Raw genomic sequence first — 23,432 nt, 5'->3', positions numbered from 1 at the left:
GCCGACCCGCCCTGACCCTCCCCTACGTCGACGACACCGGCGCAGCCGAGACCATCACATGCCCCACCGGCTGCCTGCTGTTCTATCTCGGCGGACCCACCACGCGCCGAATCCCCCACCTGGTGGGCCTCGGCTCATGGGACACCAGCATCACTGGCATCTTCTGGATGAGCTCCAGCCGCGGTGCGAGGGGGCGTACGTCCGCGGCGCCACCGACCACCGCAGGCCATGAAACGCGACGGAGCGACTCCTGGTCTGGCCAGGAGTTTCCCGGCAGACGAACCGAACCGCCGCCGCCGGGCGTTGTGCCCGAGCCCCATGTCTCGTGCACCTGACAATGCATCGGCCCACAGCACCGCTGTCTGGCGGACACCCTGGCCGGACGACACGCCTGATCACCGATACTGCCTCATCGCGGCAGCACACCTGCCGCCCCATTCACCCGAGGACACACATGCTCAGACGTAAGCGACTTGGCCGCATGCCCGCGGCATCGAGGCCCTGCCCCGGCACCTCGTCGACAACGTGCCCGTCGGTTGGTCTGGGCTGGGGACCGACCTCCTCCACGGCGCCCCACATCCGCTCCACGGCGACCTCGTCATGCACGGAACGCCAGCGGTCGGTGTACTGAGCACTCGAGTGAGTTCCGTTCCCGCTGTGGGCGGCCGTCAGCTGCCCGCCTTCAGCACCGCCGCCACCAGCGGCCCCGCCGACTTGCCGCCCCGGCCGCCCTGTTGGACCACCGCCGCCGCGGCGAGGTCGCCGCGCCATGCGGTGAACCAACCGTTGGGCTTGGTCTGGCCGTCGACCTCCGCGGAGCCCGTCTTGCCGCCGAGGTCCGAGCCGACGCCCGCCATGGCCTCCGCGGCGGAGCCCGACGTCGCGGTGTAGTTCAGGAGTTCGTGCAGCTGCGTCTGCGCGGACGCGTCCAGCTTGCGCGCGGCCGTCGCGAGCGTGCGGTCGTCGACGTCGGGCGAGACCAGGTACGGCTGCCGGAAGACGCCCGTCTTGGCCGTGGAGATGATGGATGCGACGTTCAGCGGGTTCATCCGTACCCCGCCCTGCCCGATGAGCGACGCCGCCATCTGCGCATTGCTCTGCACCGGCACGGCCCCGTCGAAGCTGGACACCCCGATCGACCAGTTGTTGAGCCCGAGCCCGAAGACCTGCTGGGCCTGCTTGGTCAGATCGTCGTCGTCGAGCTTCTCGGCCTGCGTGATGAAGGCGGTGTTACAGGAGGCAGCGAAGCTCGAACGGAACGTACCGTTCTTGATCTCGAACTTCTCCACGTTCTGGAACTTCCAGCCGCCGTACGACGCGTACTTGGGGCACGGATGCGGCTTGTCGATCGACGCGAGGTCCTTCTCCAGCAGCATCGACGACGTCACGATCTTCATCGTGGAGCCGGGCGCCAGGGACCCCTGGAGCGCCGTGTTGAAGCCATGGCTCGAATTGGCGGCGGCGAGGATCTCACCGGTCGACGGCTTCATGACGACTATGGACGCCCGCTTGCGCTTACCCACTTCCCGTTCGGCGGCGGCCTGCGCGGTCGCGCTGAGCGTGGTCTTCAGTGTCCCCGGCGTGCCATCGGACAGCGTCAGCAGCATCTTGTCGGGGGTCTCGTCGTCACTCTCCTCGCTCTTCCCCGAGCCATCGTCCTTCTGCGAGGCGTCCGCGTTGTCCCCGCGGACCACCCGCAGTTCGATCCCCGCCCTACCCCCGGCCTTCTTGCCGTACTTCTCCCGCAGCCCGTCCAGGACGGTGCCGAGCGAGGGGTAGTTCGCCTCGGTGAGCTCCACGCCGTCACGGTCCACTGCCTTGACCGGCGGGTCCCCGGCCTCATCGGTGACCAGGGTGTCGCCCTGCTTCAGGTCGGGGTGCACGACGGACGGCTGCCACCCGACGAGTGGCTTGCCGTCCTTCGCCCGGCGGACGACCGTGAGCTGGGAGTCGTAGACCAGGGGCTTGCTCTTGCCCTTGTACGAGACGGTGCCGGAGACCTTGAACGTCACCGTGGCGCCGGTCGCCTCGCCACGGGCCAGCGTCACATCGTCGATGTGCGCGTTCTTGCGGAACCCGGTCAGCGCGGTCTGCGCCGCCACCGTGTCGTCGGTGTACGCGGCGGCCTTCGCGGCGTTGCCTCCCTGCCACGCGGTGAGGAACCCGTCGGCCGTGGCCCGGACTTCCGCGGCCGTCACCGGGCCTGCTTTGAACGTCTTCGCAGTACCGTCGGCCGTCGTGTCCTCGTCCGCCGTGGCGCCGTACATGCTGTACGCGGCGAACCCCGCGCCGCCCACGGCCACCGCGACCACGCCGCCGATCAGCGCAGGGTGCGTTCTCCTGCGCGCGGCGCGCCCTCTCTTGCCCACAAGTCCTCCGCCGTTCGCCGATCCCCCGGCTCCTCACCAAGAGGTCCCCCACACTAGGGGCGGCGGATGTGCGGCCCCTCCTCGGCCCCCGCGCGGACAACCGCCGCCACGATCGGGCCCGCCGCATCGCCGCCGTGGCCGCCCTCCTGGGTCACCGCGGCCGCCGCGACATCACCCCGGGCGCGATACCCCGGGCGAAGTCGGACAGCGGCAGCTCGGCGGTTTTCCCTTGGGGGCCGCGCACGACGATGCGATTGCCGGCCAGATCGGCCACCAATGTGCACAGGGTCATCAGCGGGTCACCGTCGGCGGCCGTGCGATGGACTCCGTACGGCAGAGGGGCACCGGTGAGGGCGGTCAGGAACCATGCGCTCGACGGCACCGGCCCCTCGGGATGCAGCTTCTCCAGTGCGCGACCCCGGGCGATGCTCTCCTCGTACCGGCCGAGGGAGTCGGTGGAGGGGGCGCCGCCGTCCGCGGGTCCCGTCCGGAGCCCTCCTCGGTGCCGACCCAGCGGCGCAGGCCGTCGCGCTCCGGCATCGCCTCCTGTACCGCCCGGACGTCCGCCCTCGCGGTCTCGCCGAGGGCCTGGAATGCCGCCCGCCGGGGCCCTGACACCACAAGCCAACGCAGTCCGGCCAGCTGCTGTTCACGTACGACGACGCTCAGATCCTCTCGCTTCAGGCGGCACCGGGCCACGTCCGGGTCGGTTCTTGGATCATTCAGGCCGTCGGGTCAGTCCCAGTTGGCCGGTTCCGCCGGGGCGTAGGAGACCGCGACCCTGGCGTGGTCGTGGAAGACCGGCAGCGAACCACACGGGCAGGTCCCGCCACGAGACACTGGTCCGCAGTACTGCGCCAGGCTCCGCGCCGGCCGCGTATCGCGCTACGTGCCCATCAGTTTCCCGTCCGAGGATCGGCTGCCGGGCCGGGCCGAGAACGTGCCCGTCCTCGGCCCGCCCGGGCGTCGGCGCACGGCCCTGCGGGAGACGCCACGCCGTGGTTCTGGGCCGCGCGTCCGCCGGCAACCCCGGCGCGTTCTTGCGACCGCGGGCCCGGAAACGTGCTCCGCGATGGTTCTCCCGGGTGGTCATGGGAGCGGGATCGCCCGGGGTGGGTAGTCAGCACCTCTGTGCCACGCGTCCTATCCCGTACTCGCCCCTCCACGGAGCCGTCGTGAAACTCGGAGTCTCGACCTTCATCACCGACCAGGGCATCAGCCCGACCTCGCTCGGAACCGCGCTTGAGGATCGTGCGTTCGACTCGTTGTTCATCGCCGAGCACACCCACATCCCGGCGGACCGCCAGACGCCCTACCCGGGCGGTGGTGAGCTGCCGGAGATGTACTACCGCACCCTCGACCCCTTCGTCGCCCTGACCGCGGTCGGTGTGGTGACCGAGCGGTTGCTGCTGGGCACCGGCATCGCGCTCATCCCGCAGCGCGACCCGATCATCACGGCGAAGGAGGTGGCCTCCCTCGACCTGATCTCCGGCGGCCGCGTGATCTTCGGCGTCGGTGTCGGCTGGAACCGTGAGGAGATGAGGAACCACGGCACCGACCCCTCCACCCGCGGCCGGCTCACCGACGAGCGGCTGCGCGCGATCAGAGAGCTGTGGACCACGGAAAAGGCCGAGTTCCACGGCGAGTTCGTGAACCTCGATCCGGTCTACGCCTGGCCCAAACCCGTGCAGCGCCCCCATCCGCCGATCTACGTCGGCGGCGGCGAGGGCGCGTTCCACCGGGTGGCGCAGTTCGGAGACGCGTGGCTGGCCAACAGCCTGCCGCCGCAGGAACTCGGTCCGAAGATCGAGCGGCTGCGCGCCCTTGCCGATCGAGAGGTGCCGGTGACGGTGTACGCGGTTCCCGACGATCCCGAGCACATCGAGGGCTACAGCCGACTGGGAGTTGAGCGGCTGCTGTTCTACGTCCCGACGATGCCCGAACGGGAGACGCTGGAGTACCTGGACCGGCTGGCCCACGTCGCTGCCCGGTACCGCTGAGACGCCGGAAACCGCTGCGCCCCGGGAATCCGGGAATGTGGGACCGATACGAAGATCCGTAACCGCCATAACCGCAGTGACTGCCGAAAGGGGTGCCATGCCCACTCTGACGAGCGCTGAGGCACGGGAGCGGTTCGCCGCGGCGCGCATCGCCCACCTCGCCACGGCGGACCCGACGGCCCGCCCGCACCTGGTGCCGGTGGTGTTCGCCCTGGACGGCGACACGGTAATGCTGGCCGTGGACCACAAACCGAAGCGGACGACGCGACTCAAACGCCTCGCCAACATCGCCGCAAACCCGTCAGTCTGCCTGCTCACCGACCACTACGAGGAGGACTGGGACCGCCTGTGGTGGGCCCGGGCCGAAGGCAAAGCCCGAGTGCTCCCATCACCGGACCAGTCCCCCGAGGCCGCCCACGGCATCCGGCTGCTCACGGCGAAATACCAGCAGTATGCCGACCGGCCACCCGGCGGACCGGTGGTCGAAGTCTCGGTCCTGAATTGGAGCGGCTGGCGCGCGTCGTGAGCCCGCGTGCAGGCCCGCGCCGGTTCATGAGCGCCGCCGGCACGGTTGAGGCCGGGGCAAGGTGGGCTACAGTGCCGCGCCGCCGTCCTTCCCGGCGATACCAGGCCCGCCGTTCGCGCCGGCGCCGGATGCGGCCGGTACGACGCGCGCTCCAACTGCGTGTCGGACCCGAGGAGGAGGAACCGCACCAGATGATCTATTGCAAGGGGTTCAGCGTTCGCCCATGGGCAGGAAGGCGAGCGCCTCTTGGATGTTGTGCTCGACGATTCCCCTCATGAACTCGCGATCGGGGAAGTCGCCGTCAAGGAGCCGCAGTGGTCCGGCGACGAGAGACAGGCGCATCGCCAGCGTGTAGAACGTCAGACGCTGTTCATCGAGGTCACTGTGGTCCAGCCACCGGTAGTGCTCGCCGAAGCGCAGTCGCAGGAACGCGTGCTCCCACTCGACATCGAAGAACATCAGTCCCTCGATGTCGATGAGGACCGGCTGCTCACGCCGGTCCACCAGCACGTGGTCCGGCCCGAGCTCACCGTGGATGAGCCCGTACTGCGAGCGCGGGCGCACAGCGGCGGCCAGTTTGCGAACTACAGTCTCCAGCTGGTCGCGGGAACGCGTGATCCGCGTGTCGCGAGACGCTGCTTCGGTGAGGTCGTCGAGCGCGCGGTCCAGGACGACCTGCTCACATGAGCTGCCCTCAGAGGCGCCGCCCTTGTCGATCAGGGCGACTTTGCCGAAGCGTGGACCCTGGTGCCGCTGCATCGCACCGAGTGCCTCGGCGAGTCCCGCCATGGTGGGTCCCACGCTGCGCGGGTCCTGGCGGAGCAGTGCTTCCAAGTTGTCGCCGGGCACGTCCTCGACCACGGCGACATCTGCCGGGTAGTGGCTCTTGCTTCGGTCTGTGAGCCGGATCCGGGGCGTGCGGATTCCGAGGGTGTCCAGATGCCGGTGGGCGGCCTCGAAGAGTTCGATGCCGGAGGCGGGCGAGAACGGGTCCGCGTGGTTGTCGGCGTCGTCGGCCTGCATGGTGGGCCAATAGTTCTCGGCGTCATCCCAGATGTAGACGATCGCAGTGGATTCATCGTCGAAAGTGAGGCGGTACACGCCCTTCTTACTTCCACCCCGGAGTCGCGATACGCCCACGAGGCGATGCTCGGCGCCCAGAGCCGCACGCGCGACGCCTTCCAGGTCATCCCGTGTGACAACCCTGCGTACCGCGTCCACGACCTGTCTCCCCCATGCATCGACTGCGCGGTCCCCGCTGTTGGAGAAGGCGCTGCCGTTCAGTCACGCCACCGCATAAGCGACCGATCCTAAGCGATACCTGCGCGCACAGAACGGGCCACGGACGAGCACGTAAGGTCACTGACCGACCGTTCGCGCCTCCGACCTGCGGTTGGACATGGCAAGAGTCGAGGGGCCCAAGGGGCCGACAGCAGTCTAAAACTGACGGGCCTTCACGACACGCTTTCCCCACGCTCGGCTGCCTCCAGGCGATCCAATGCGGGGCTTGGCCGATTCCCGACTGCGAAGCAGCTTCCACGTCTCGACCCCGCACCCCACTACTGCCCCGATGCCGGCGCGGATGACCATCACGCGCCATGGCAGCCACCACCGCTCACGAACGCGTATCCCGTCATGAGCACACCCGTCAGCAGAAGCCCACCGGCCTTACGCAGCCACAACTCGATCCCGTCCCACATCGCCCCACCCCCTTCCCCCGGCCCGGCGCCGATGCGGGAACGGAGGGCGAGCGTACGAGGCGCGGCAAGGCAGGGTTGCGCGGGTGAGAGCGCGCACGTGAGCACGTCGTAGGCTCGGACATCGTCGAGGCATTCCGGCTGGGCAGCTTGGTCGCTCCCGATCCCGGAAAGCCTCGACGCGTATCCGCCCGCGTGTCCCTCACACCCAGCGCGGGCAAAATGAGCCCGTAAACCGATGCTCTACCGGCGGCGGAATGCGGTGTCCAGCGCTGACGTACTCGTGCCCCACATGTTGTCGGCGATGTTGATCGTGTGTCCGGGCGGGACGATCTCGTCGATGCGATCGAGCAGGTCGCTGGACAGGTCGATGTCGTCGGCTGCCAGGTAGGACTCGAGGTGCTCCATCGTGCGCGGGCCGACGATCGCGGAGGTGACCGCCGGGTGGCGGGTGACGAACGCGATCGCCATTTGGGTGAGGGTCATCCCGGCCTCGTCGGCGAGCGCCCCGAGAGCGTCGGCTGCGTCGAGCTTTGCCGCGTTCGCCGGGGACGTAACGTCGTAGGCGCCGGGGAAACGGCGCTGCCGAGCCATCGAACCCGGCCCGGCGATCTCCTCTCGACGGCGCGGGTCAGGAGAGAGTAAGGGGGCTGCTCGGTGCGGAACCGCTCGCGGCCGCGGCGGTCGGCGGTCCACTGCGCCTCGACGATCTCGGAGGCAGAGACTGTTGAGGCGCCGAATGCCCGGATCTTTCCGGCGCGGACCAGTTCAGACAGGACGCCCAGGGTCTCGTCAATGTCGACGGCCGCATCGAGACGATGGACTTGGTAGAGGTCGATCCAGTCGGTCCCCAGCCGGCGCAGCGAACCCTCGACCGCCTCCGTGATCCACCGCCGCGACGTTCCACGTTGGTTGGGGTCCTCGCCGAACGGCAGACCGACCTTCGTAGCGAGCACGACGTTCTCACGTCGTCCGCCGGCGAGCGCCTTGCCCACGATCTGCTCCGACTCCCCGCCGGAGTAGACGTCGGCGGTGTCGATGAAATTGATCCCGGCGTCGAGGGCGCGGTGGATGATCTTGACCGAGTCGTCGTGATCAGGGTTGCCGAAAGCGCCGAACATCATCGCACCCAGGCACAGCTGGCTGACGGAGACGCCGGTGCGTCCGAGAGGTCGGTAGTCCATGGAGGCTCCTCAAGTCACCGCGAATCAGTCGCGGCAGGTGGGTACAATCAGGCTCCACGCAGAAACGGATAGCCTGTCCGTTCAACGTACCGGATAACCTCTCCACTTAGGAACTCATGACCTCGGCCCAGCTGCCCTCACCGTCGAGACGTGCCGACGCCGAGCGCAACCGCGACAAGATCCTCGCGGCCGCTCGCGCCGCATTCGCCGAACCCGGCGCTCAGGTGTCGATGGCCGAGATCTCGCGTCGCGCCGGGGTCGGCATGGCGACTCTCTACCGCAATTTCCCTGGCCGCCGAGAGCTCCTGGAGGCCCTCTACACCGACGAGGTCAACGCCATCTGCGAGGCCGCCGAGACTGTCGACGGCGAGACGCCGGGAGCGGTGCTCATGGCCTGGCTGCACCAGTTCTTCGCCTTCTCGACCAGCAAGCGCCACATCGCCTCCGAGCTGCTGGCGCACTTGGACAGCAGCAACCCCGTATTCAGCGAAAACCGCGCCCGAGTGCTCGCCGCCGGCCGACCACTCCTCGCCGCCGCACAGCGTGTCCAGGAAGTCCGTGACGACCTCACGCTCGAGCAGATCCTCGACATGATCATCGCCATCGCCACGATCCATGGCGACACCCGTTACCTCGAGCCAATCCTCCAGGCTGCGCTCGACGGCCTGCGCCCCCCGACCGATGTGGAGCCCGCGTAGAGCGCCACACAGTGCGCCAAGTGCTCGTGCCGACCTGCCGGGCCAGCCCAGCCACCGAGGCGTGCTAGCCGCGCGGTCTCGACGATGTCCGAGCCTGCGGCGTGCGAACGGGGTCGAGGTCTTTCCAGGACCGGTCACGACCAAGCCGCCAGTGCAGGAGTGCCTGTCGGGTTAGGCGCTCAAGGCGTGTCGCTCACACCCCCCCCCACCGCAGGCGGCAGCCGGCCTGTCGGCCACAGCCGGGGAGCGTTTACGGGCCCTTCGTAACCCAGCATGGTCCGCCGGACAGAACCTAACCGGGCGGACGGACAAAGACCGGCCGGGCCCAGACAGGCGGATCCGGGGCCGGCCCGGGGTGCCGCGCAACTGCGACAACCCCGGGATCCACCTGTGTCGGCGGATGCGAACCCCTGCCGACACCGCTCGCAGTGGCACGCAGAGCCGCCACGAACTCCAGGCAGGAGCCGTAACGGTCCGCGGGAACCTTCGCCAGGGCCTTTGCCAGAACGCCGTCCACCGCCGACGAGATCCCCGGCTGTCTCTCGCTCAGGGCAGGCGGCTGATCGTACTGATGCGCCCACAGCAGCGCCATGTCCTCATCCCGCTGGAAAGGCGGCCCACCCGCGAGGGTTTCGTAGACGACGCAGGCAAGGCTGTACAGATCGCACCTGCCATCCACCGGGCGGCCCGAAATCTGCTCCGGTGCCACATAGTCGAGTGTGCCGACGAACTCGCCCACCTCAGTGAACCCGGTCAGCGACAGCGACTTCTTCGTCAGCCCGAAATCCGTGAGATAGACATGCTCAGGGTGATCACTGTCAGTGCCCCGGGCAACCAGAATATTGCCGGGCTTGACATCCCGGTGCACCAAGTCATGTTCATGGGCCGCATCAAGTGCCGACGCCACCTGAGCGGCGATACGCAGCGCAGTCGCAACCGGCAACGGACCGTCCCGGTCGAGCAATGCCCGCAGATCCAGCCCCGAGACATAACGCATGGCGATATACAAGACACCATCCATCTCACCGGCCTCAAAGATCGGCACAATATGAGGATGGTCGATCGCTGCAGCCACACGCGACTCGTGCGTGAAACGGCGACGGAAGGTGTCATTGCGGGCCAGCTCCGGGGCAAGAAGCTTCAGCGCAACCGTACGGTCAAGACGCAAATCCCGTGCACAGTACACAACGGCCATACCCCCACGACCGATCTCACGCTCCACCCGGTAACCAGCAATCTGCGCCCCGATCAGGCCCGAAGCCCGACCCGAATACAGATTCATCCCATCCGACGCCGCGCCCATCACACGCCACCACCATCCAACCGTGCGACAGCCGCGAGACAGACACACCGACCACCAGCCGGATCACCGAAGCAGACGACCCTCCCCGGCCCGACACCCCACACCCCGCGGTGCCCGCTCGAACCCATCGCCACGCAACCCGAATCGGCCCCGAAGACACACCCCGGCGCAGCCGAACCAACAGGCCACTCACCCACACCCAAATTCTATCCACTCACCCACACAACTGCTTGATCAAAACCAACCCCGATCCCACAGCCGGCCACCCACCACTCACGTCCCGTCACCGTCCCCGGGCCGCAGCCGAGGCACCGGCACCGCGACTGCCTCCCTCCAGGAAGCCCACCGACACCGACACCGACACCAATCACCGACGCCCGGCGACGGGCGCTCGAGGTGAACCTCCTGGGCCGCCGACGGGTCCCCGACGAGCCGACCCGCCTCTGGGTACGCCTGCCTGAGGGGTGGCCGGAAATAGGGGGCTCAACGCCGCCCAGGACTCGGCCGACTCCCGCCGTTGCGGACCACCAGACGGCGACCCGGCTCGTCCCGCTCGTCCTCCAACTCGGCGATGCAGGCGAACGGTCCGTGTGCGGGCAGGTCGGCCGCACATACCTCTGCAGCCGCTCTCCCGAGAATCCTGCGCGCTCCAACACCCTTGTGGTGGCTGGGAAGTGACGAGTCGGCAGGCTTCCGGACCCCGGGACAGAGCCGGGCAAAGTGGAACGCGTGAACAGGCCGCGCGAGCGCTGAAACGGCATGCCTGATCAACGTATCGGCGGTCCCGGGGGCCTCCCGGCAGTGCAACCACAAGAGCAGCCCAGTGCCGCCCTTGGGACGGACCGCATACGAGACGTCCGGCATCGCCAGGTACAGGACTCGGCATGCCGGCAACCGGGCGCATTGCCGACCTGCGCAGCAGCGGCCTTTCCCCTGCGCAGCGCATCCTGGCCGCAACTGCGCCACTGCGACGGTGAGATACGTACACGCTGCCCCCGCTGCGTGATCATCGCATTGACCGGCGTGAGCGGATCCGCGGCCATCGTCTTGGCCAGCAGTACGCCGGCCACCAGCGGGAGCAGGGCCGGGGCCAAGGCCCAGCCGGTGGTGGTGACGTGCTGCAAGCGGATCTTCCGCGGTGCCTCAGGAATCATGGTGCTCATTCGATCAGCAGCGGCGCGGGCGCGAATCGAACGATGTACTCAGCTCGTTCGTCCTGACGTACTCATATTCGGCCGAGCCTGATCGCCGTCAAGGTCCTGAGTCACCTCGAGCACACCGAGCCAGGGAAACCACTGGCTGGTCATGCTCATGGTTCGGGGTGGCGGTACGTCGGCCTGAAGGGCAGCCCCTGACGCCATTCGTTGCAGAGCGACGTGTGCAGGGTGATCTCGGCCTCCCGATTGGCGGGAAGCGGCAGGTGCAATGCTTTCAGAGGATCGAAGCGATGGAGGTCGAAGGCACTGTGCACTGACTCCCCGTAGGCGAGGGCGGCCTGGACAGCGCCCAGGTAGGCGGCCGCTGCCACCGCGGCGGGTGCCAGGGCCAGCAACGCGGCCCGCCTCATGAACGACACCCACCGTCATCCACTCGCCGGAGGCGTCTCACACGGCCTGCGCGAGCAGGGCCGGTGCCGTGTTCGGCCAGGCAGACCGGTTCCGCTGGTGGGTGCACAAAGCCTGGCTGTCCCGGAGGCCGGGCGACGATGTTGATGGTGAGGCTCAAGTACTTCTTCGCCCAGGTGACGAGCTGGCCGAAGTAGGCGGAGTCGGCCCAGACACGGTGGTCTCGCGGTGCATCAGGCGAAGCCGGAACAGAACCTCCCTGAGACAGCACGCATCACAGCGTCTCCAGGCCCCTGGGATTGGCGCGGCTGCGTGGGCGGTGCCGCAGCAGGGCGGGCAACCACGGCGCGGCACCGAGGACGGCCAGCAGCGACAGCAGCGGTGTGGGCCACAACGACGAGACAGTACTCGGCGGTGGCGAAGCGGCGCGCGCCACCCAGGGACGTGCCGTCTTCGACCACGCCAGGAACGCGTCGCCGATGGCGAGCAGGCCGAAGGCATAGCGTTTGGTCCACGGGGTGTCGACCGGCAGGCCGACGAGCTCGGAGTAGTTGGCCAGTGCCGCAGCGAGCGGAGCGTCGTGGTGAACCTGGGCCGCGCCGATGGTGACCACGCTCGCCGACAGGCTTACGCCGAGGGGAAGCGGGCCGGAGTCGACGTCGGCCGGGCCGTCCACACCGTCGGGGTACTCCCGCACGGCCGGCCCGAGGCCGAGTGGCCAGGTCACGTACTGGTCGCGGAAGCGCCGGTACTGCTCGTCGGCGAAGACGGAATCCACCTCCGGAAGGAAGCGCTGGATGATGCTCTGTGAGCTGCCCCTCCACCTCCACCGGTTCACCGGTGGCGACGTCGACCCGGTGCGGGAGCAGTCCGGTGCGCGGGTCGAGGCGCTGCCGTACTCCCCCTAGCCAGCGCTGGACGCTCTCGGCGAACCGGGGCGGCAGCAGCGTGTCATGCAGCCGCAGGGACGCCATCGCCACGGTGGAGTCAACCGGCCACGCCTGCCCGGGGTAGGCGGGCAGAAAAGGCGACGGTGAGGCATCGAACGCCGCCCCGAGGGCGGCGGAATCATTGACAAATCGCTGCAGTTCGCTACGCGGGCGTTGCCCGGCGGGCTGCAGGCTCAGTACCCCGCCGCGTAGCCAGTTGCTCCAGCCGCGATGGAAGACACCGTACGGTGGGACGAGGTTGGGGCTGAACGGAGCGCGGCCGGCCGGCGAGTCGAGCTGGTGCAACGCCCAGCGTGCCTCCCGCAGCGCCTCCGCCTGCTCACCGGCCGGATCGCGCAACCCGATCTCCACCCAGCTCAGGCCGTACAGCGCGTGCAGGAAGAAGTACCCCTCCGGGAACTGCCGCTGTGCCTCGTCACCGGCCTGACTGTTCAACTGCGCCCGGAGGAAGGCCAGCTGCCGCAGGACCCCGGGCGGCTCCCCCGTCGTTCCCGTGGTGGCGGGCCCGACCAGCCGCACCGCGCTCATGACGGCGCAGACACTGACCACGACCGCGACCACACGACGCAGCCAGCGCAGGTACCCGCGAGCTGGTGACGGTGAAGGAGCGGTGGTGCCCCCGGCTGCCGCGGTCCCCGGACCACGATCGGTCTCCGGATCCGTTCCTGCCGCCCCCATGGCCAAGTCCGGGGTCACCTCGTCTCGTTGGGGCAGCGGCTCGCCGAGGGACTTGCCTTCCGGTGCGCCGGATTCACCCTGCGCATGCGCGCCCAGGGCATGGCTGCCACCGTACTGCAACCGTGCTTATGGTGACGGGGCACCACAGCTTTATGGGCTGTGGCCCCGGCGTTTGTGGTGGCCGCTGCAGGCTCGGTGTTGTCGGCGCCGGCTGCGGCCAGGCCGACATGCAGGAGCGTCAGTCGTCCCTCCGCGCATGCGGTGCCATCCTCAACGGGCCTCAGCGTACGACGGCCCGCAGACGGACTGCGACGGCGACGGCGCTGTGTTGCGGGCCCCCGTGCCCAGTGCGACGGTGTACGAGGGGGCGTTGCCGAGGTAACGGCCTGGCAAGGGACAGCCTTGCAGGCGACGGCATCACGCGTCGATACGCGGCTGAACCGCGCCCCACCATCCTTGGCGCCTGAACTCCGCGAATCGGCGCGCGTCCACGAACCGGGGAAGCGCACAGAAAGCGGGAATTCAATGGCAAACGGACCCATGGACAGGCGCGCCTTCGGCGAGCAGCCGGATCGGCCCAGTGGCCCCCTCGGGGGCCAGGGCGCGGAGTACACAGGCCGGTACGTGGTCCTGCTCGACCTGAGCAACCAGGAGAGCGGATTGAACGCACTGCGTTCCGCCGCCGACATCGCGCCTGTAGAGCGTGTCCGAGGAACCGAGGCCGCGAACGTCGCCGAACTCCTTGAGCGCCCCGACGTCTCGGTGCTCTTCGAAGAACTCGGCGCCGCCGTTGTCGAAGTGCGGCCCGACCAGCGCCACGCGCTGGTGACCATGGCCGAGGCTGAGCCCTCGATCATCGCGGCCGAGCCGGAGCGCATGGTCTACGCCTCGGTGATCACCGCCCCGCAGCAGGCACCGACCGAGTTCTTCCCGGCCTACCGCAGCGACGAGGAAGTGGTTGAACGCCACACCAAGGCCGAAATCGCCGCTGGCCAGGGCCCGGCCTGGGACGAGCAGAACTGGACCTGGGGCCTCCAGGCGATCCGGGCCAACATGTCCAGCCTGACCGGACGCGGTGTGAAGATCGCCGTACTCGACACCGGCGTGGACACCGACCACCCGGACCTGGTCGGGCGCATAGAGGAGACGGCCTCCTTCGTGCCCGGTGAGACCGTCGAGGACGGCCATGGCCACGGCACGCACTGCATCGGCACCGCAGCCGGTCCGGCCAATCCCCAGCAGGAGCCCCGCTACGGCGTGGCAAGCGAGGCCGGGGTACTCGCCGCGAAGGTGCTCAGCAACGCGGGCAGCGGCACCGACGGCCAGATCCTGGCGGGCATGGCCTGGGCCGTCGCCCGCGGCGCACTGGTGATCTCCATGTCGCTCGGCGCTCGGGTCCGGCCGGGTGAGCTCTTCCCCCAGACGTATGAGCAGCTGGCCCAGCGTGCGCTCCAGCGCGGGACGGTGATCGTCGCCGCCGCGGGCAACGAGAGCCGACGCCCCCAGTCCATCGAGCCTGTCGGCCGACCCGCCAACTGCCCCTCCATCCTCGCGGTGGGCTCGCTCGACAAGGCACTCACGACGTCGTTCTTCTCCTGCGGCGGCATCAACGGCGCGGGCGGCGAGGTCAACATCGCCGCGCCCGGCAGGGACGTGCGCTCGGCCGCCCCTGGCGGCGGGTACCAGTCGATGTCGGGCACCAGCATGGCCACGCCGCACGTCGCGGGTGTCCTCGCGCTGCTCGCCCAGGCCAACCCCAACGCTTCTCCTGCGGATCTCAAGGCCGGTCTGCTGTCCAGTGCATTCCCGCTGACGCAACCCGTCAGGGACGTCGGCTCGGGTCTGCTCCAGGCCCCGTGAGCGAGTCGTCCGAGTCCGAGCCGGTCGGGGTCATCCTCGCGGTCGACCCCGACCGGTTCGCGGAAGTGGTCGAGGCCACGCGACGGGCCGGGCTGACCGTCACGGGCGAGCAGCCGATCCTCGGCACGCTCTCCGGCACCATCGCGGAGGACCGGATCCCGGCCCTGGAGGCGGTCGCCGGCGTCGAATCCGTCGACTGGGACCGCACCATCCACCTCCCCCCGCCCGACTCCCCGATCCAGTGAGTCTGAGGAACGTCGTACTCCGTGATGCTCGCGTCCGCCGCCGGCTCCCTCGCCAGCACCTGACCTGGCCCGTACCTCACTGCCGCCTGGCTCGCGAGTACAGGCCACCAGGCTGCGTCTTGGCCGCGGCAGATCCACCCACCAGAGCGTCGCGAACACCTCGGCGGCTGCTCAGCCCCACCCGGTGACGCTGATCGTCGACCATGACCGAGAGGGACAGCGGGGCAGGGCTCCCGGCGGTCGGAACCCGCAAGCCCTGCGAACGCGTACGCCGATCGAGTCAGGTGTGGCGGCGGCGCAGCACCACGAACGCCGCGGCGGTCAGCACCGCGGTGAGGGCGAGGACGACACCGGTCTCGACGAGCTGGAGCGGCCAGAAGTGCGAGGAGGGGTGGAAGACGGCATAGGCGCCGGTGATGCCTTCCTGCGACCGGCACTGTGCCAGAGCCTCGCCGTACTGGTCCCAGCACGGGGTCTCCGCGATGCGCTGCCCAGAGGTGCTCAGCACGCCGTTCTCCAGCTGCCAGACGCCGTTGGTCAGCTCGGAGGCGGAACCGGTGGTGGTCCGGTCTGTGGCCGGCCACAGTTCTCCGCGGTGCCGGTCGCCGAGGACGGCCAGGAAGACGGTGGCGAGGAAGGCGAGCCCGGCGGCGGGCAGGGCGCGACGGAGCAGCAGGCCCGCGAGCGCGCCGATGACAAGGCCGCAGAGCGTGTACGCGATGCCTGCGGGCCCGAGCGCACGGAACACGTCGTCGTAGTACCACTCGTCGACCAGCGCTTCCGTGCCGGAGCTGCGCGCCCAGCGGTACAGCAGTGAGAGCAGCGCCATGCCCGAGGTGATCAGCACTGCGGGGAGCAGGAGTTTCGCGGCCAGCCAGCGGGTCGGCGTGACTGACTGGGTCCAGGCCAGGGCGACCGTGCCACGCTCCAGCTCGCGGCCTATCAGTACGGCGCCCGCGTACACGGCCACGGCGAACGGCAGCCAGGCGATCAGCGTGGCCGCCGTGCTCATGCTGCCGCCGTATTCGGCGGCGGCGGAGGTGGTGGTGGACTCCAGGCACGGCCGCAGGCCGCTGTCGGGCGATCCGCAGGAGAGGGACCGTGCGGCCTCCGGGCCTGCGGCGTGCAGCCACACGAGGGCGGCGGTGCCGGCGGCTACGAAGGCGAGGGCGACCAGCAGCGCGCAGCGGTGCAGCCGCAGCACCGCCCAGGGCAGGCCGTGGAGACCACGAGAGGCAGGGGCCGCCGGGGCCGGGGAGGCCGCCGGGACTGGGGGGGTGGCGGGGGCGCTCATGCCGCTGCCACCTCCGCGCTCGGGGTGAGCAGTGCCGGGGCGCCGGGACTGCGGAGATGGGCCATGAGCACTTCCTCCAGGGACGGCCGGTCCGTCTGCCAGACGTCACTGACCGCGCCGGACCCCCGTACCAGCGCGGTCAGCTGACGTCCCGTCGTCCGCGATTCGACGACGATGTGCGGGTCCAGGTCGGCGACCGGCCCCGTGATCAGGGTGTGTGCGGTGAGCAGGTCCTCGGTCTCGCCGGCGAGGCGGATACGGCCGCTGTCGACGAGAAGGACGTAGTCGCAGGTGGTCTCCAGCTCGGTGAGGACGTGCGAGGAGATCACGACGGTGGTGCCGTGCTCGGCGGCCTCAGCCATCAGGGTGCCCATCAGGCGGTGGCGGGCGAGCGGGTCGAGGTCGGCCATCGGCTCGTCCAGCAGCATCAGTTCGGCACGCTTGCCGAGGGCGAGCGCGAGGGCGACGCGGGTGCGCTGGCCGCCGGAGAGGGACCGGACGCGGGTGTCATGGTCCAAGTCGCCCTCCACGACGACGCGTTCGGCGATCGCGGCGTTCCAGCGGCCGGGATTGAGCTCGTGGCCCAGGCGCAGGGTGGCGCCGATGGTCAGCTGCGGGTAGAGCGGCTTGTCCTGGGCGACGTACGCGAACTTCTCGCGTACGGATGCGGGGTTGGTGCCGAGGACGCGCAGGACGCCTTCGCTCGGGCGCTGCAGCCCGGCCGCGAGCGCGAGAAGGGTGGACTTACCGGCGCCGTTGGGGCCGACCAGGGCGCAGACCCGTCCGGTGGGCACCCGGAACGAGCATTCGCGCAGAGCGGGGCGGCGCCGCCTGCCGTATGTCCGGCCGAGGCCCCTTGCCTCGATGGCTGCGACTGTCATGCGTGGTCCCCCTTGTCCTGCTCTTCCATTACGGATGTGAAGAGCGCTGTGATGTCGTCCTTCTCCAGACCGGCGTCGCGGGCCCGGGTCACCCAGTCGGTGAGGTTGGCGCGCAGGGCCGGGTGGTCGGCCTGGGTGCCGCCGCCGAGCGTGCGGGTGACGAAGGTGCCGAGGCCGCGCCGTGCTTCGACGAGGCCGTCACGTTCCAGTTCGCGGTAGGCCTTGAGCACGGTGTTCGGGTTGATCGCGGTCGCTTCGACGACCTCGCGGGCCGTGGGCAGCCGGTCGCCCGGTTCCAACAGGCCCAGGCGCAGGGCCTGTTTGGTCTGCTGGACGATCTGGAGATAGGTGGCGACGCCGCTGCGCCGATCGATACGGAACTCGACCACGATGCTGCACCACCCTTTCACTAATTGAGTAGTGGAAGCGTGATGCAAGAGAGGGGCTGGTGTCAACCCCCACCGGCCCCTGCTTGCTCGTCAGTTGTGAGGTCTGTGCGGGGAGCCCGCTGCGTATGGGCGGCAGCGGGCTTGGGCCCAGATCGGTGGCGGGCTCAGGGAGCGATGCCCACGCCGTCGTACCGGCTCCAGGATTTCTCCTGGGCCGCGGTCATGGCCGGCCAGCGCAGACCGCCCGGCCGCGGGTTGACCCGCGAGGCGTAGGCATCGGGGAAGAAGCCCGGCTCGTAGAAGCAGCCGGTACCGTACGTGCCGTCGAATGCCGTGCAGGATGCCGCGATCGACTTCGGCGTCGGCTTCTTGCCGGTGCGTACCCAGGCGTCCAGGGCCGAGATCGAGTTGGCGTACTCGGAGTTGCTCAGCCCACTGTGTTCGCTCTCCTGGGTGAAGGTCTGCACCAGATTCCTCTCCCGGTGGGCACCCTGGAGGCTGTCGCGGTAGGCCGCCTCGTGCTCGACGAATGCCGTCGGATCGTCGATCGCGTGCAGAGTGAGAACGGGGATCGAGACCTTGCCCGTGATGTCGCTGTCGTAGGAGAGGTCACGCACGGCGGTCGTGACGGCGGAGAACCGTTCAACGCCTGCGTTGAGCGCCTCGTCGTCATGGGATCCGGAATAGCGCACACCCTGGTTGCTGAACGGATTACGCCCGCCGAGCCGGTTGTGCACGATGTCGCGGAAGGTGAACGTCGCGAACCGCAGATGCGACTCCAAGGCGCGCTCCGGTATTCCTGTGACGCCAAGGATGTCGCCGAGATTGCGCTGCTGCAGAGCGGTCCGCTCATGCGGTGCGGAGGCGAATCCCGTGCATTCCTGCAGGCGGGCCCGCAACCCCGCGGTCGTCATGGTCGAAGTAGCGCGCAACCCTTCCCACAACGGGTATTGAGCCTCGGTCGGGCGGGGGTGGTTCCGGCAGTAGTACTGGTAGACCACGCGCAGGTCCAGACGGTAGTCGTACCCGCGCGAACCGCCTCCGAGGACACCGTTGGTGAGCAGCGCGCCGTCGTACCGCCCGTGCTTCGCCGCGCCGTAGACCTCCACGACCTTGGCGGCGACGTCGCCGCCCCAGGACTGGCCGTGCACATAGGTCCGCCTCGGCTCGCCGAACTCCTCGACAAACAGGCGGCGCAGGTTCTCGGTGTCGGCGGCGGCCATCCGGGTCCCGTAGCCGCCGCGGCGATAGGACGAGCCGGCCCAGGCATAGCCTTCGTCCACCATCACCGACCAGCGATCCAGGTCGCCGATGCTGCGGTCCGGGTCGGAGCCCTCGCCGAGGTCAGGGCCGCCGTGGGCGTGCATGACGAGCGAGCCGTTCCATTCCTTGGGGATGGCGATCGCGTAGTAGGCGCCATGGGCATCCTGGCCGGAGTAACACGTGGCCTTTCCCGTCATGCCGGCCGGGCACGCGGCGGATATCGGTTCGCTCGCCGCCGCCGCCGCCGAGGGTGAAGCCTGGCCGGCGAGCGAACCGAGACCAAGTCCCGCAATACATGCCGTCACGACCGCACGGCGGCGCCGACGGGTTCCGGACCACCTGCGGATACCCGATGCGATGGATGTGGGCCTGGACATGGGTGTGCTCCTCGTCCTCATTGGCGCACCGTTGCGCGGTAGGGGCGATGCTAAGGACGGGCGGGCCGCAATCCCATGACCTGATCATTTCGTTCTTATCGTTCACCGGCGGACGTCTCCGACGGGTGCGGCTATGCCCGCTCTGCTGCTGCATCGATGGCGCCCCGCAAGGCCACGAGTAGTCGACCTTCTCGTCGCCAGCTCATTTCCAGTCGCGCAGGATCAGCCCCTTCGCTGCGCACCGCGAGGACTGACGCGCGTGGTTTCCGTCGCCGCGGGGGGCTGCTGTTCGGGCTGCTGTTCGGGCTGCTGTTCCCGATTCCGATCACCTGCGGACGAGCTCGTGTCGATCTCCGCCCCCGATGCTGCGCAAAGGATCACGTGGCGGACGGCCGCCGGGCTTCGACGAAGAGCGGTACAAGAAACGCAACACCGTCGAACGGGCGATCAACAGGCTGAAGCAGTCCCGGGCCGTGGCCACTCGCTACGACAAACGCGGCTACGTCTTCCTCGGCACCGCCACCGCAGCAGCCCTTGTCAGCTGGCTCCGCACATGATCATCCGGACCAGCCCTAGGTGTCGGCTGCACTCAGCCAGGCGCTGATGCCGGCAAGGGCGCCGTCCCCGTTGTCGGATTCGACGTCGTTGGCCAGGTCGGCGATGGTAACGGACCGCAGAGCCTTCCTCCACGCCGACTCGGCAGAGGCCATGGCACGGGCGATCGCACACGGCGCAGTGCAGGACTCGGGCGGGGTCGCCATTGGGCCGCGCTGGCGGATCTCCGTGCACACGAATGCCGGGCCGGGCCCGTCGACTGCTTCGACGACATCAAGCACTGTGATCAACGCGGGAGATCGGGTCAGGACGTAGCCGCCCGACTTTCCCTGCACAGCTTGCACAAGCCCGGCGCGCGAGAGGGCTTGGAGCTGCTTGGCGAGATATGCGGGCGGGACGTCGTGCAGTTGCGCAAGCCGCGCTGCCGGCACCGGCTCCTCCACCGAGGTCAGCACGACGCAGCAGTGCAGAGCCCACTCCACGCCACCGGACATCTTCACCCCTTCACCCTACCCGCGGCGCCATTGACTCGGACATGCGATGTCCGAGTATTATCTCGGATAGAGAGTGTCCGAGTTTGGGTCCACGTAGGGTGCAACCAAGGCCGCATAAGCCGCGTATCGGTCAATGTCGTCGAAGGAAGGCTAGATCATGAAGTTCGCAGTCATCGGTGGAACCGGACGGATCGGGTCGCAGGTCGTGGAGAACCTGAACACGGCCGGACATCAGGCCGTACCGCACTCCCCGTCCACGGGCGTGGACGTCATCACTGGCCAGGGCCTGGAGGCGGCGGTAGCGGGCGCAGACGTCGTCATCAATCTGACGAATTCCCCGACCTTCGACGACGCCTCGCTCGCCTTCTTCCAGACCTCGATGGACAACCTTCTTGCCGCGAGCGAGAAGAGCGGAGTCGGGCACTTCGTCATCCTCTCCATCGTCGGAGTGGACCAAGTTCCGGACCTGGACTACTACCGGGCGAAGGTACTCCAGGAGGACATCCTCAAGGCCGGGCCCGTCCCGTACTCCATCGTCCGCGCCACGCAGTTCATGGAGTTCATCGACGCAGTCCTGCCCTGGACCACTGACGGTGACACCGTCCGTCTGCCACGCACGCCAATCCAGCCGATCGCTGCCGCAGATGTTGCCCGCTTTGTCGCCGAAGCAGCCGTGGGCACCCCCCTGAACGGCGTCCTCAACATCGCGGGCCCTGACGTCTATCCCCTCGACGAACTCGGCCGGCTCACCCTCACGGCCAAGAGCGACGGACGGTCTGTCGTCACCGACGACAGCGCCGGCATGTTCGCCGCCGTCGACGGTGACGTCCTCACCGCCCCGAACGACGCCCGCATCGCCCCCACCCACTACACCGACTGGCTCTCCTGAACGGTCCCCCTCCAGCACTCGACTTGCTGCGCACCCAGGCACCAGCGGCAAGTTGGAAAAGGCTCAGTGTGGGGCCGTGGTGCTGATGAAGATGTTGCCCCGCAGCCGACATCAAATACTGCGCGCGGGACGGAGGGAGCGGCCGTATGGATGTGCAGATTCGTCACCACGACGACATGGGCCGCGACCACCTGGTGCCGCCGCGCGCGCTGCGCCAACTACCGGCGGAGGAATGGCCGGTGCTCCATGAGCAGCGTCCGTACCGTGGGCGGAAGTCGAAGGCGGTGCACGACCAGACCCGAGCGAGATCGGGGACCCCAACCGGTCACGTGTTCATCGTTGATCACGGCACCGACAGTCAGGCCAGGAGGACTTCGATCTCATGCTCGGCGAAGAACTCGAGGATCTGCTCGAAGGAAGGGGATGCGTCGTGTGTGAGCGGGTTCCGACCGAGGCAGGTGCGGGCGATGTGGTGGTCGTGCCAAACCAGGGTGAACGGCCGCTGGACTCCGTGGCCTCTCTCGAGGCAGTACTCGATGGTGCCGAAGCATGTGCCGAAGTACCCGCCCGGTCCGTTCATGGCCTCGCCGAGGGCCAGGCTGAAGCCCACTACGTCGGTGATGTACCTGCCGTCCAGGTGATACGTGGCGCCCGGTGGCGCATCGGACGTACGTCGGGCCGACAGATTGCTCTGCGCCGCCCTTGACCACGCGGCGCGGCCGGCCGTGCCGAGTGGGGCCCAGAGATTGGGTTCGGTCGGCGGTCCTGCCGACCAGAGCTCATGGGCTTCGCGAGCCGCTGCGGTCCGGAAGTCGTCGCACGAGACGTTCAGCGTGAGGTCGACCTGGCCGGTTCCGGGAGTGGAGTATGACCACGACTCGACGTGCAGGCATATCCAGTGTTCCTCGATGGCGCGGCCCGTGCGGTCGAGCGGACCCAGATAAACCCCGCCCAGGTCTAACTGGTCGTCACCTGATTCCAGTGCGGCAAGCAGCCGCCCGCTCGGCTCGCACCCCAGCAGTCGCAGCGGTACCGGGTCGGGCTCAGGCCGCTTGTCGATCAGTGCCACCTGCCTGCACTGTCCCCAGGGCCTTTCGTCACTGCCGTAGAGGTGGAAGCCCTGGAACACCGGGGGTACTTCGGGAATCTCCGGCTGCTCGTTCGCCCCAGTCGCCACGTCGTCCAGGCTTCCCTCAACAGTGATGTCGACCAGGGTCGGGTCGGCGAAGCTCGGGCGAACGCTCAGCACCCGCACGTCCGTGAGGCACCACACGTCCCAGGCGGGTTCGACGGGCGTCCCGTTCCGGTCCAGGGCGTGCACGGTCAGCAGTCCGAGCGGCGCAGACCCGTTCTCCTGCGCCTGAACCGCCGCACTCGCCAGTTGTCCCTCCGGCGCGGAGTCTCGAAGTTCGTAGTGGTGGCGTGCGGGAGGCGGCGAGTCCACGTAGTACCCGTCAGCCTCCGCGCAAAGGGCCAGCGTCTCCTCGGGTTCGTCCCCGTTCTCGGTCTCGCCGGTTATCCGGAACTGCACGTGCGGGCTCACCTCGCTGCGAAGGGCGTGTCCGTCGGGACGATCTCTCTGCCGAACGGCATCAGCGAGACCGGAATCAGCTTGAAGTCGCCGATTCCCGACGGGATTCCGGTGATCGTAATGCGAAGGCCGGCAGGGTGCGGTGGACTCCACCATCGTGCGGGCACATCAGCACGCGGACGGCGCCCGCACCGGCCTGCCCCGGGCCCCGCTGCGTCAAGGGGGCCGAAACGGCGGAACATCAGGACGAGACACCGTGGCAGAGCCTGGTCGGTCGGGTATGACTGTCATCCACGACACCACAATGACGCCCGGCAAGCTGGAGCTTCTTGCGGCCTGGCTTCCCACGCAGCCGTGGTACATCGGCACGGCGCGTGAGCCGGAGCTGACCAAGGCCGGCGGCTTCCGGCTCGATGACCCGCAAGGCGAGGTGGGAATCGAGCTTTTGGTGGCCACGGACAGGTCCGGCGATCAACCGCTCACGTATCAGGTACCGCTCAGTTACCGCGGGGCACCACTCGACGGAGCCGATCAGGCGCTCATCGGCACGTCCGAGCACGGGGTACTGGGACGGCGGTGGGTGTACGACGGTACCCTCCGCAGCCGCTGTCATCCGGTCCATTCTCGGGCTGTGTCGTCCGCGGCCGGCCTCGGACAGCACAGCCGACAGGGCAGTCGCTTCGT

General features: G+C 68.7%; 18 protein-coding genes and 5 pseudogenes. 8 read left to right on the top strand and 15 right to left on the bottom strand.

All coding sequences use genetic code 11. The annotated features are described in order from the left end of the window. Positions 1–668: 668 nt before the first annotated feature. Together ACZ3H8_RS35330 and ACZ3H8_RS35325 are read right to left on the bottom strand one after the other, a co-directional pair. On the bottom strand, positions 669–2,369 hold the full coding sequence (locus tag ACZ3H8_RS35330) for a penicillin-binding transpeptidase domain-containing protein (RefSeq protein WP_467408762.1): 1,701 nt from the start codon (positions 2,367–2,369) through the stop codon (positions 669–671). Positions 2,370–2,520: 151 nt separating this feature from the next. Next, the gene (locus tag ACZ3H8_RS35325) at positions 2,521–2,751 is read right to left on the bottom strand and encodes a hypothetical protein (RefSeq protein ID WP_467408785.1); all 231 of its coding nucleotides are present in this window, start codon (positions 2,749–2,751) and stop codon (positions 2,521–2,523) included. A gap of 793 nt (positions 2,752–3,544) precedes the next feature. Between ACZ3H8_RS35325 and ACZ3H8_RS35320 the strand changes: the two genes are divergently transcribed. Together ACZ3H8_RS35320 and ACZ3H8_RS35315 are read left to right on the top strand one after the other, a co-directional pair. Further along, complete coding sequence (locus ACZ3H8_RS35320) at positions 3,545–4,369, top strand: LLM class F420-dependent oxidoreductase (RefSeq protein WP_467408760.1); 825 nt, start codon at positions 3,545–3,547, stop codon at positions 4,367–4,369. Between the two features lie 97 nt (positions 4,370–4,466). Further along, positions 4,467–4,895: a TIGR03668 family PPOX class F420-dependent oxidoreductase gene (locus ACZ3H8_RS35315; RefSeq protein WP_467408757.1), complete on the top strand. Its 429-nt coding sequence runs from the start codon at positions 4,467–4,469 to the stop codon at positions 4,893–4,895. 210 nt (positions 4,896–5,105) lie between these two features. Here ACZ3H8_RS35315 and ACZ3H8_RS35310 read toward each other — a convergent pair whose 3' ends face one another. Further along, entirely contained in the window at positions 5,106–6,116 is a 1,011-nt protein-coding gene (locus tag ACZ3H8_RS35310) for a phosphotransferase family protein (RefSeq protein ID WP_467408756.1), read from the bottom strand. A 719-nt stretch (positions 6,117–6,835) separates the two neighbouring features. Beyond that, a pseudogene (locus ACZ3H8_RS35305) lies at positions 6,836–7,776 on the bottom strand (aldo/keto reductase). A 116-nt stretch (positions 7,777–7,892) separates the two neighbouring features. On the opposite strand from ACZ3H8_RS35305, the gene ACZ3H8_RS35300 reads away from it, so the two are divergent. After that, complete coding sequence (locus ACZ3H8_RS35300; protein WP_467408755.1) at positions 7,893–8,474, top strand: TetR/AcrR family transcriptional regulator; 582 nt, start codon at positions 7,893–7,895, stop codon at positions 8,472–8,474. Positions 8,475–8,766: 292 nt separating this feature from the next. Here ACZ3H8_RS35300 and ACZ3H8_RS35295 read toward each other — a convergent pair whose 3' ends face one another. The 4 genes and pseudogenes from ACZ3H8_RS35295 to ACZ3H8_RS35280 all read right to left on the bottom strand — a co-directional run bounded on the left by ACZ3H8_RS35295 (position 8,767) and on the right by ACZ3H8_RS35280 (position 12,120). Further along, positions 8,767–9,777 (bottom strand): serine/threonine-protein kinase, encoded by a 1,011-nt coding sequence (locus ACZ3H8_RS35295; protein WP_467408753.1) that lies wholly within the window; start codon positions 9,775–9,777, stop codon positions 8,767–8,769. A gap of 1,309 nt (positions 9,778–11,086) precedes the next feature. Next, positions 11,087–11,353, bottom strand: a complete 267-nt coding sequence (locus ACZ3H8_RS35290) for a hypothetical protein (protein ID WP_467408752.1) — start codon at positions 11,351–11,353, stop codon at positions 11,087–11,089. An 86-nt stretch (positions 11,354–11,439) separates the two neighbouring features. Beyond that, positions 11,440–11,618: pseudogene (locus tag ACZ3H8_RS35285) on the bottom strand (IS5-like element IS4811 family transposase); the annotation flags it as partial. Continuing rightward, the gene (locus ACZ3H8_RS35280) at positions 11,617–12,120 is read right to left on the bottom strand and encodes a hypothetical protein (protein ID WP_467408749.1); all 504 of its coding nucleotides are present in this window, start codon (positions 12,118–12,120) and stop codon (positions 11,617–11,619) included. The pseudogene ACZ3H8_RS35285 and the gene ACZ3H8_RS35280, both read right to left, overlap by 2 nt. A gap of 1,375 nt (positions 12,121–13,495) precedes the next feature. Here ACZ3H8_RS35280 and ACZ3H8_RS35275 point away from each other — a divergent pair. Together ACZ3H8_RS35275 and ACZ3H8_RS35270 are read left to right on the top strand one after the other, a co-directional pair. Further along, positions 13,496–14,830 carry a S8 family peptidase gene (locus ACZ3H8_RS35275; protein WP_467408748.1) on the top strand — a complete coding sequence of 445 codons (1,335 nt, stop codon included), beginning with the start codon at positions 13,496–13,498 and terminating at the stop codon, positions 14,828–14,830. Further along, positions 14,827–15,075, top strand: a complete 249-nt coding sequence (locus ACZ3H8_RS35270; RefSeq protein WP_467408747.1) for a hypothetical protein — start codon at positions 14,827–14,829, stop codon at positions 15,073–15,075. Before ACZ3H8_RS35275 ends, ACZ3H8_RS35270 begins: the two co-directional genes overlap by 4 nt. Before the next feature lie 280 nt (positions 15,076–15,355). On the opposite strand, the gene ACZ3H8_RS35265 is transcribed toward ACZ3H8_RS35270, so the two are convergent. The 4 genes from ACZ3H8_RS35265 to ACZ3H8_RS35250 form a co-directional block, all read right to left on the bottom strand. Continuing rightward, the gene (locus tag ACZ3H8_RS35265) at positions 15,356–16,369 is read right to left on the bottom strand and encodes a hypothetical protein (RefSeq protein WP_467408745.1); all 1,014 of its coding nucleotides are present in this window, start codon (positions 16,367–16,369) and stop codon (positions 15,356–15,358) included. Beyond that, positions 16,366–17,250 carry an ABC transporter ATP-binding protein gene (locus tag ACZ3H8_RS35260; protein WP_467408743.1) on the bottom strand — a complete coding sequence of 295 codons (885 nt, stop codon included), beginning with the start codon at positions 17,248–17,250 and terminating at the stop codon, positions 16,366–16,368. Before ACZ3H8_RS35260 ends, ACZ3H8_RS35265 begins: the two co-directional genes overlap by 4 nt. After that, positions 17,247–17,639: a GntR family transcriptional regulator gene (locus tag ACZ3H8_RS35255; RefSeq protein ID WP_467408740.1), complete on the bottom strand. Its 393-nt coding sequence runs from the start codon at positions 17,637–17,639 to the stop codon at positions 17,247–17,249. Before ACZ3H8_RS35255 ends, ACZ3H8_RS35260 begins: the two co-directional genes overlap by 4 nt. A 164-nt stretch (positions 17,640–17,803) precedes the next feature. Next, the gene (locus tag ACZ3H8_RS35250; protein WP_467408738.1) at positions 17,804–19,099 is read right to left on the bottom strand and encodes a hypothetical protein; all 1,296 of its coding nucleotides are present in this window, start codon (positions 19,097–19,099) and stop codon (positions 17,804–17,806) included. Between the two features lie 545 nt (positions 19,100–19,644). Here ACZ3H8_RS35250 and ACZ3H8_RS35245 point away from each other — a divergent pair. Further along, positions 19,645–19,836, top strand: a pseudogene (locus tag ACZ3H8_RS35245) (IS5/IS1182 family transposase); the annotation flags it as partial. A 15-nt stretch (positions 19,837–19,851) separates the two neighbouring features. Here ACZ3H8_RS35245 and ACZ3H8_RS35240 read toward each other — a convergent pair. Beyond that, positions 19,852–20,328 (bottom strand): RrF2 family transcriptional regulator, encoded by a 477-nt coding sequence (locus ACZ3H8_RS35240; protein ID WP_467408781.1) that lies wholly within the window; start codon positions 20,326–20,328, stop codon positions 19,852–19,854. 157 nt (positions 20,329–20,485) lie between these two features. On the opposite strand from ACZ3H8_RS35240, the gene ACZ3H8_RS35235 reads away from it, so the two are divergent. Beyond that, positions 20,486–21,217, top strand: coding sequence for an SDR family oxidoreductase (locus ACZ3H8_RS35235; protein ID WP_467408736.1), 732 nt, complete (start codon positions 20,486–20,488; stop codon positions 21,215–21,217). 358 nt (positions 21,218–21,575) lie between these two features. On the opposite strand, the gene ACZ3H8_RS35230 is transcribed toward ACZ3H8_RS35235, so the two are convergent. Both ACZ3H8_RS35230 and ACZ3H8_RS35225 read right to left on the bottom strand, forming a co-directional pair. Next, positions 21,576–22,748, bottom strand: coding sequence for a barstar family protein (locus ACZ3H8_RS35230; RefSeq protein ID WP_467408734.1), 1,173 nt, complete (start codon positions 22,746–22,748; stop codon positions 21,576–21,578). A gap of 8 nt (positions 22,749–22,756) precedes the next feature. Then, positions 22,757–22,876 (bottom strand): annotated as a pseudogene (locus ACZ3H8_RS35225) (YccF domain-containing protein); the annotation flags it as partial. Positions 22,877–23,028: 152 nt separating this feature from the next. Between ACZ3H8_RS35225 and ACZ3H8_RS35220 the strand changes: the two are divergent. Continuing rightward, a pseudogene (locus ACZ3H8_RS35220) lies at positions 23,029–23,343 on the top strand (maltokinase N-terminal cap-like domain-containing protein); the annotation flags it as partial. Positions 23,344–23,432 lie beyond the last annotated feature (89 nt).

This window comes from Streptomyces sp. NPDC002868 (genome assembly GCF_055563295.1).
Note: the sequence above shows the minus strand (reverse complement) of the source record. Positions and strands in the feature narration are given on the sequence as shown.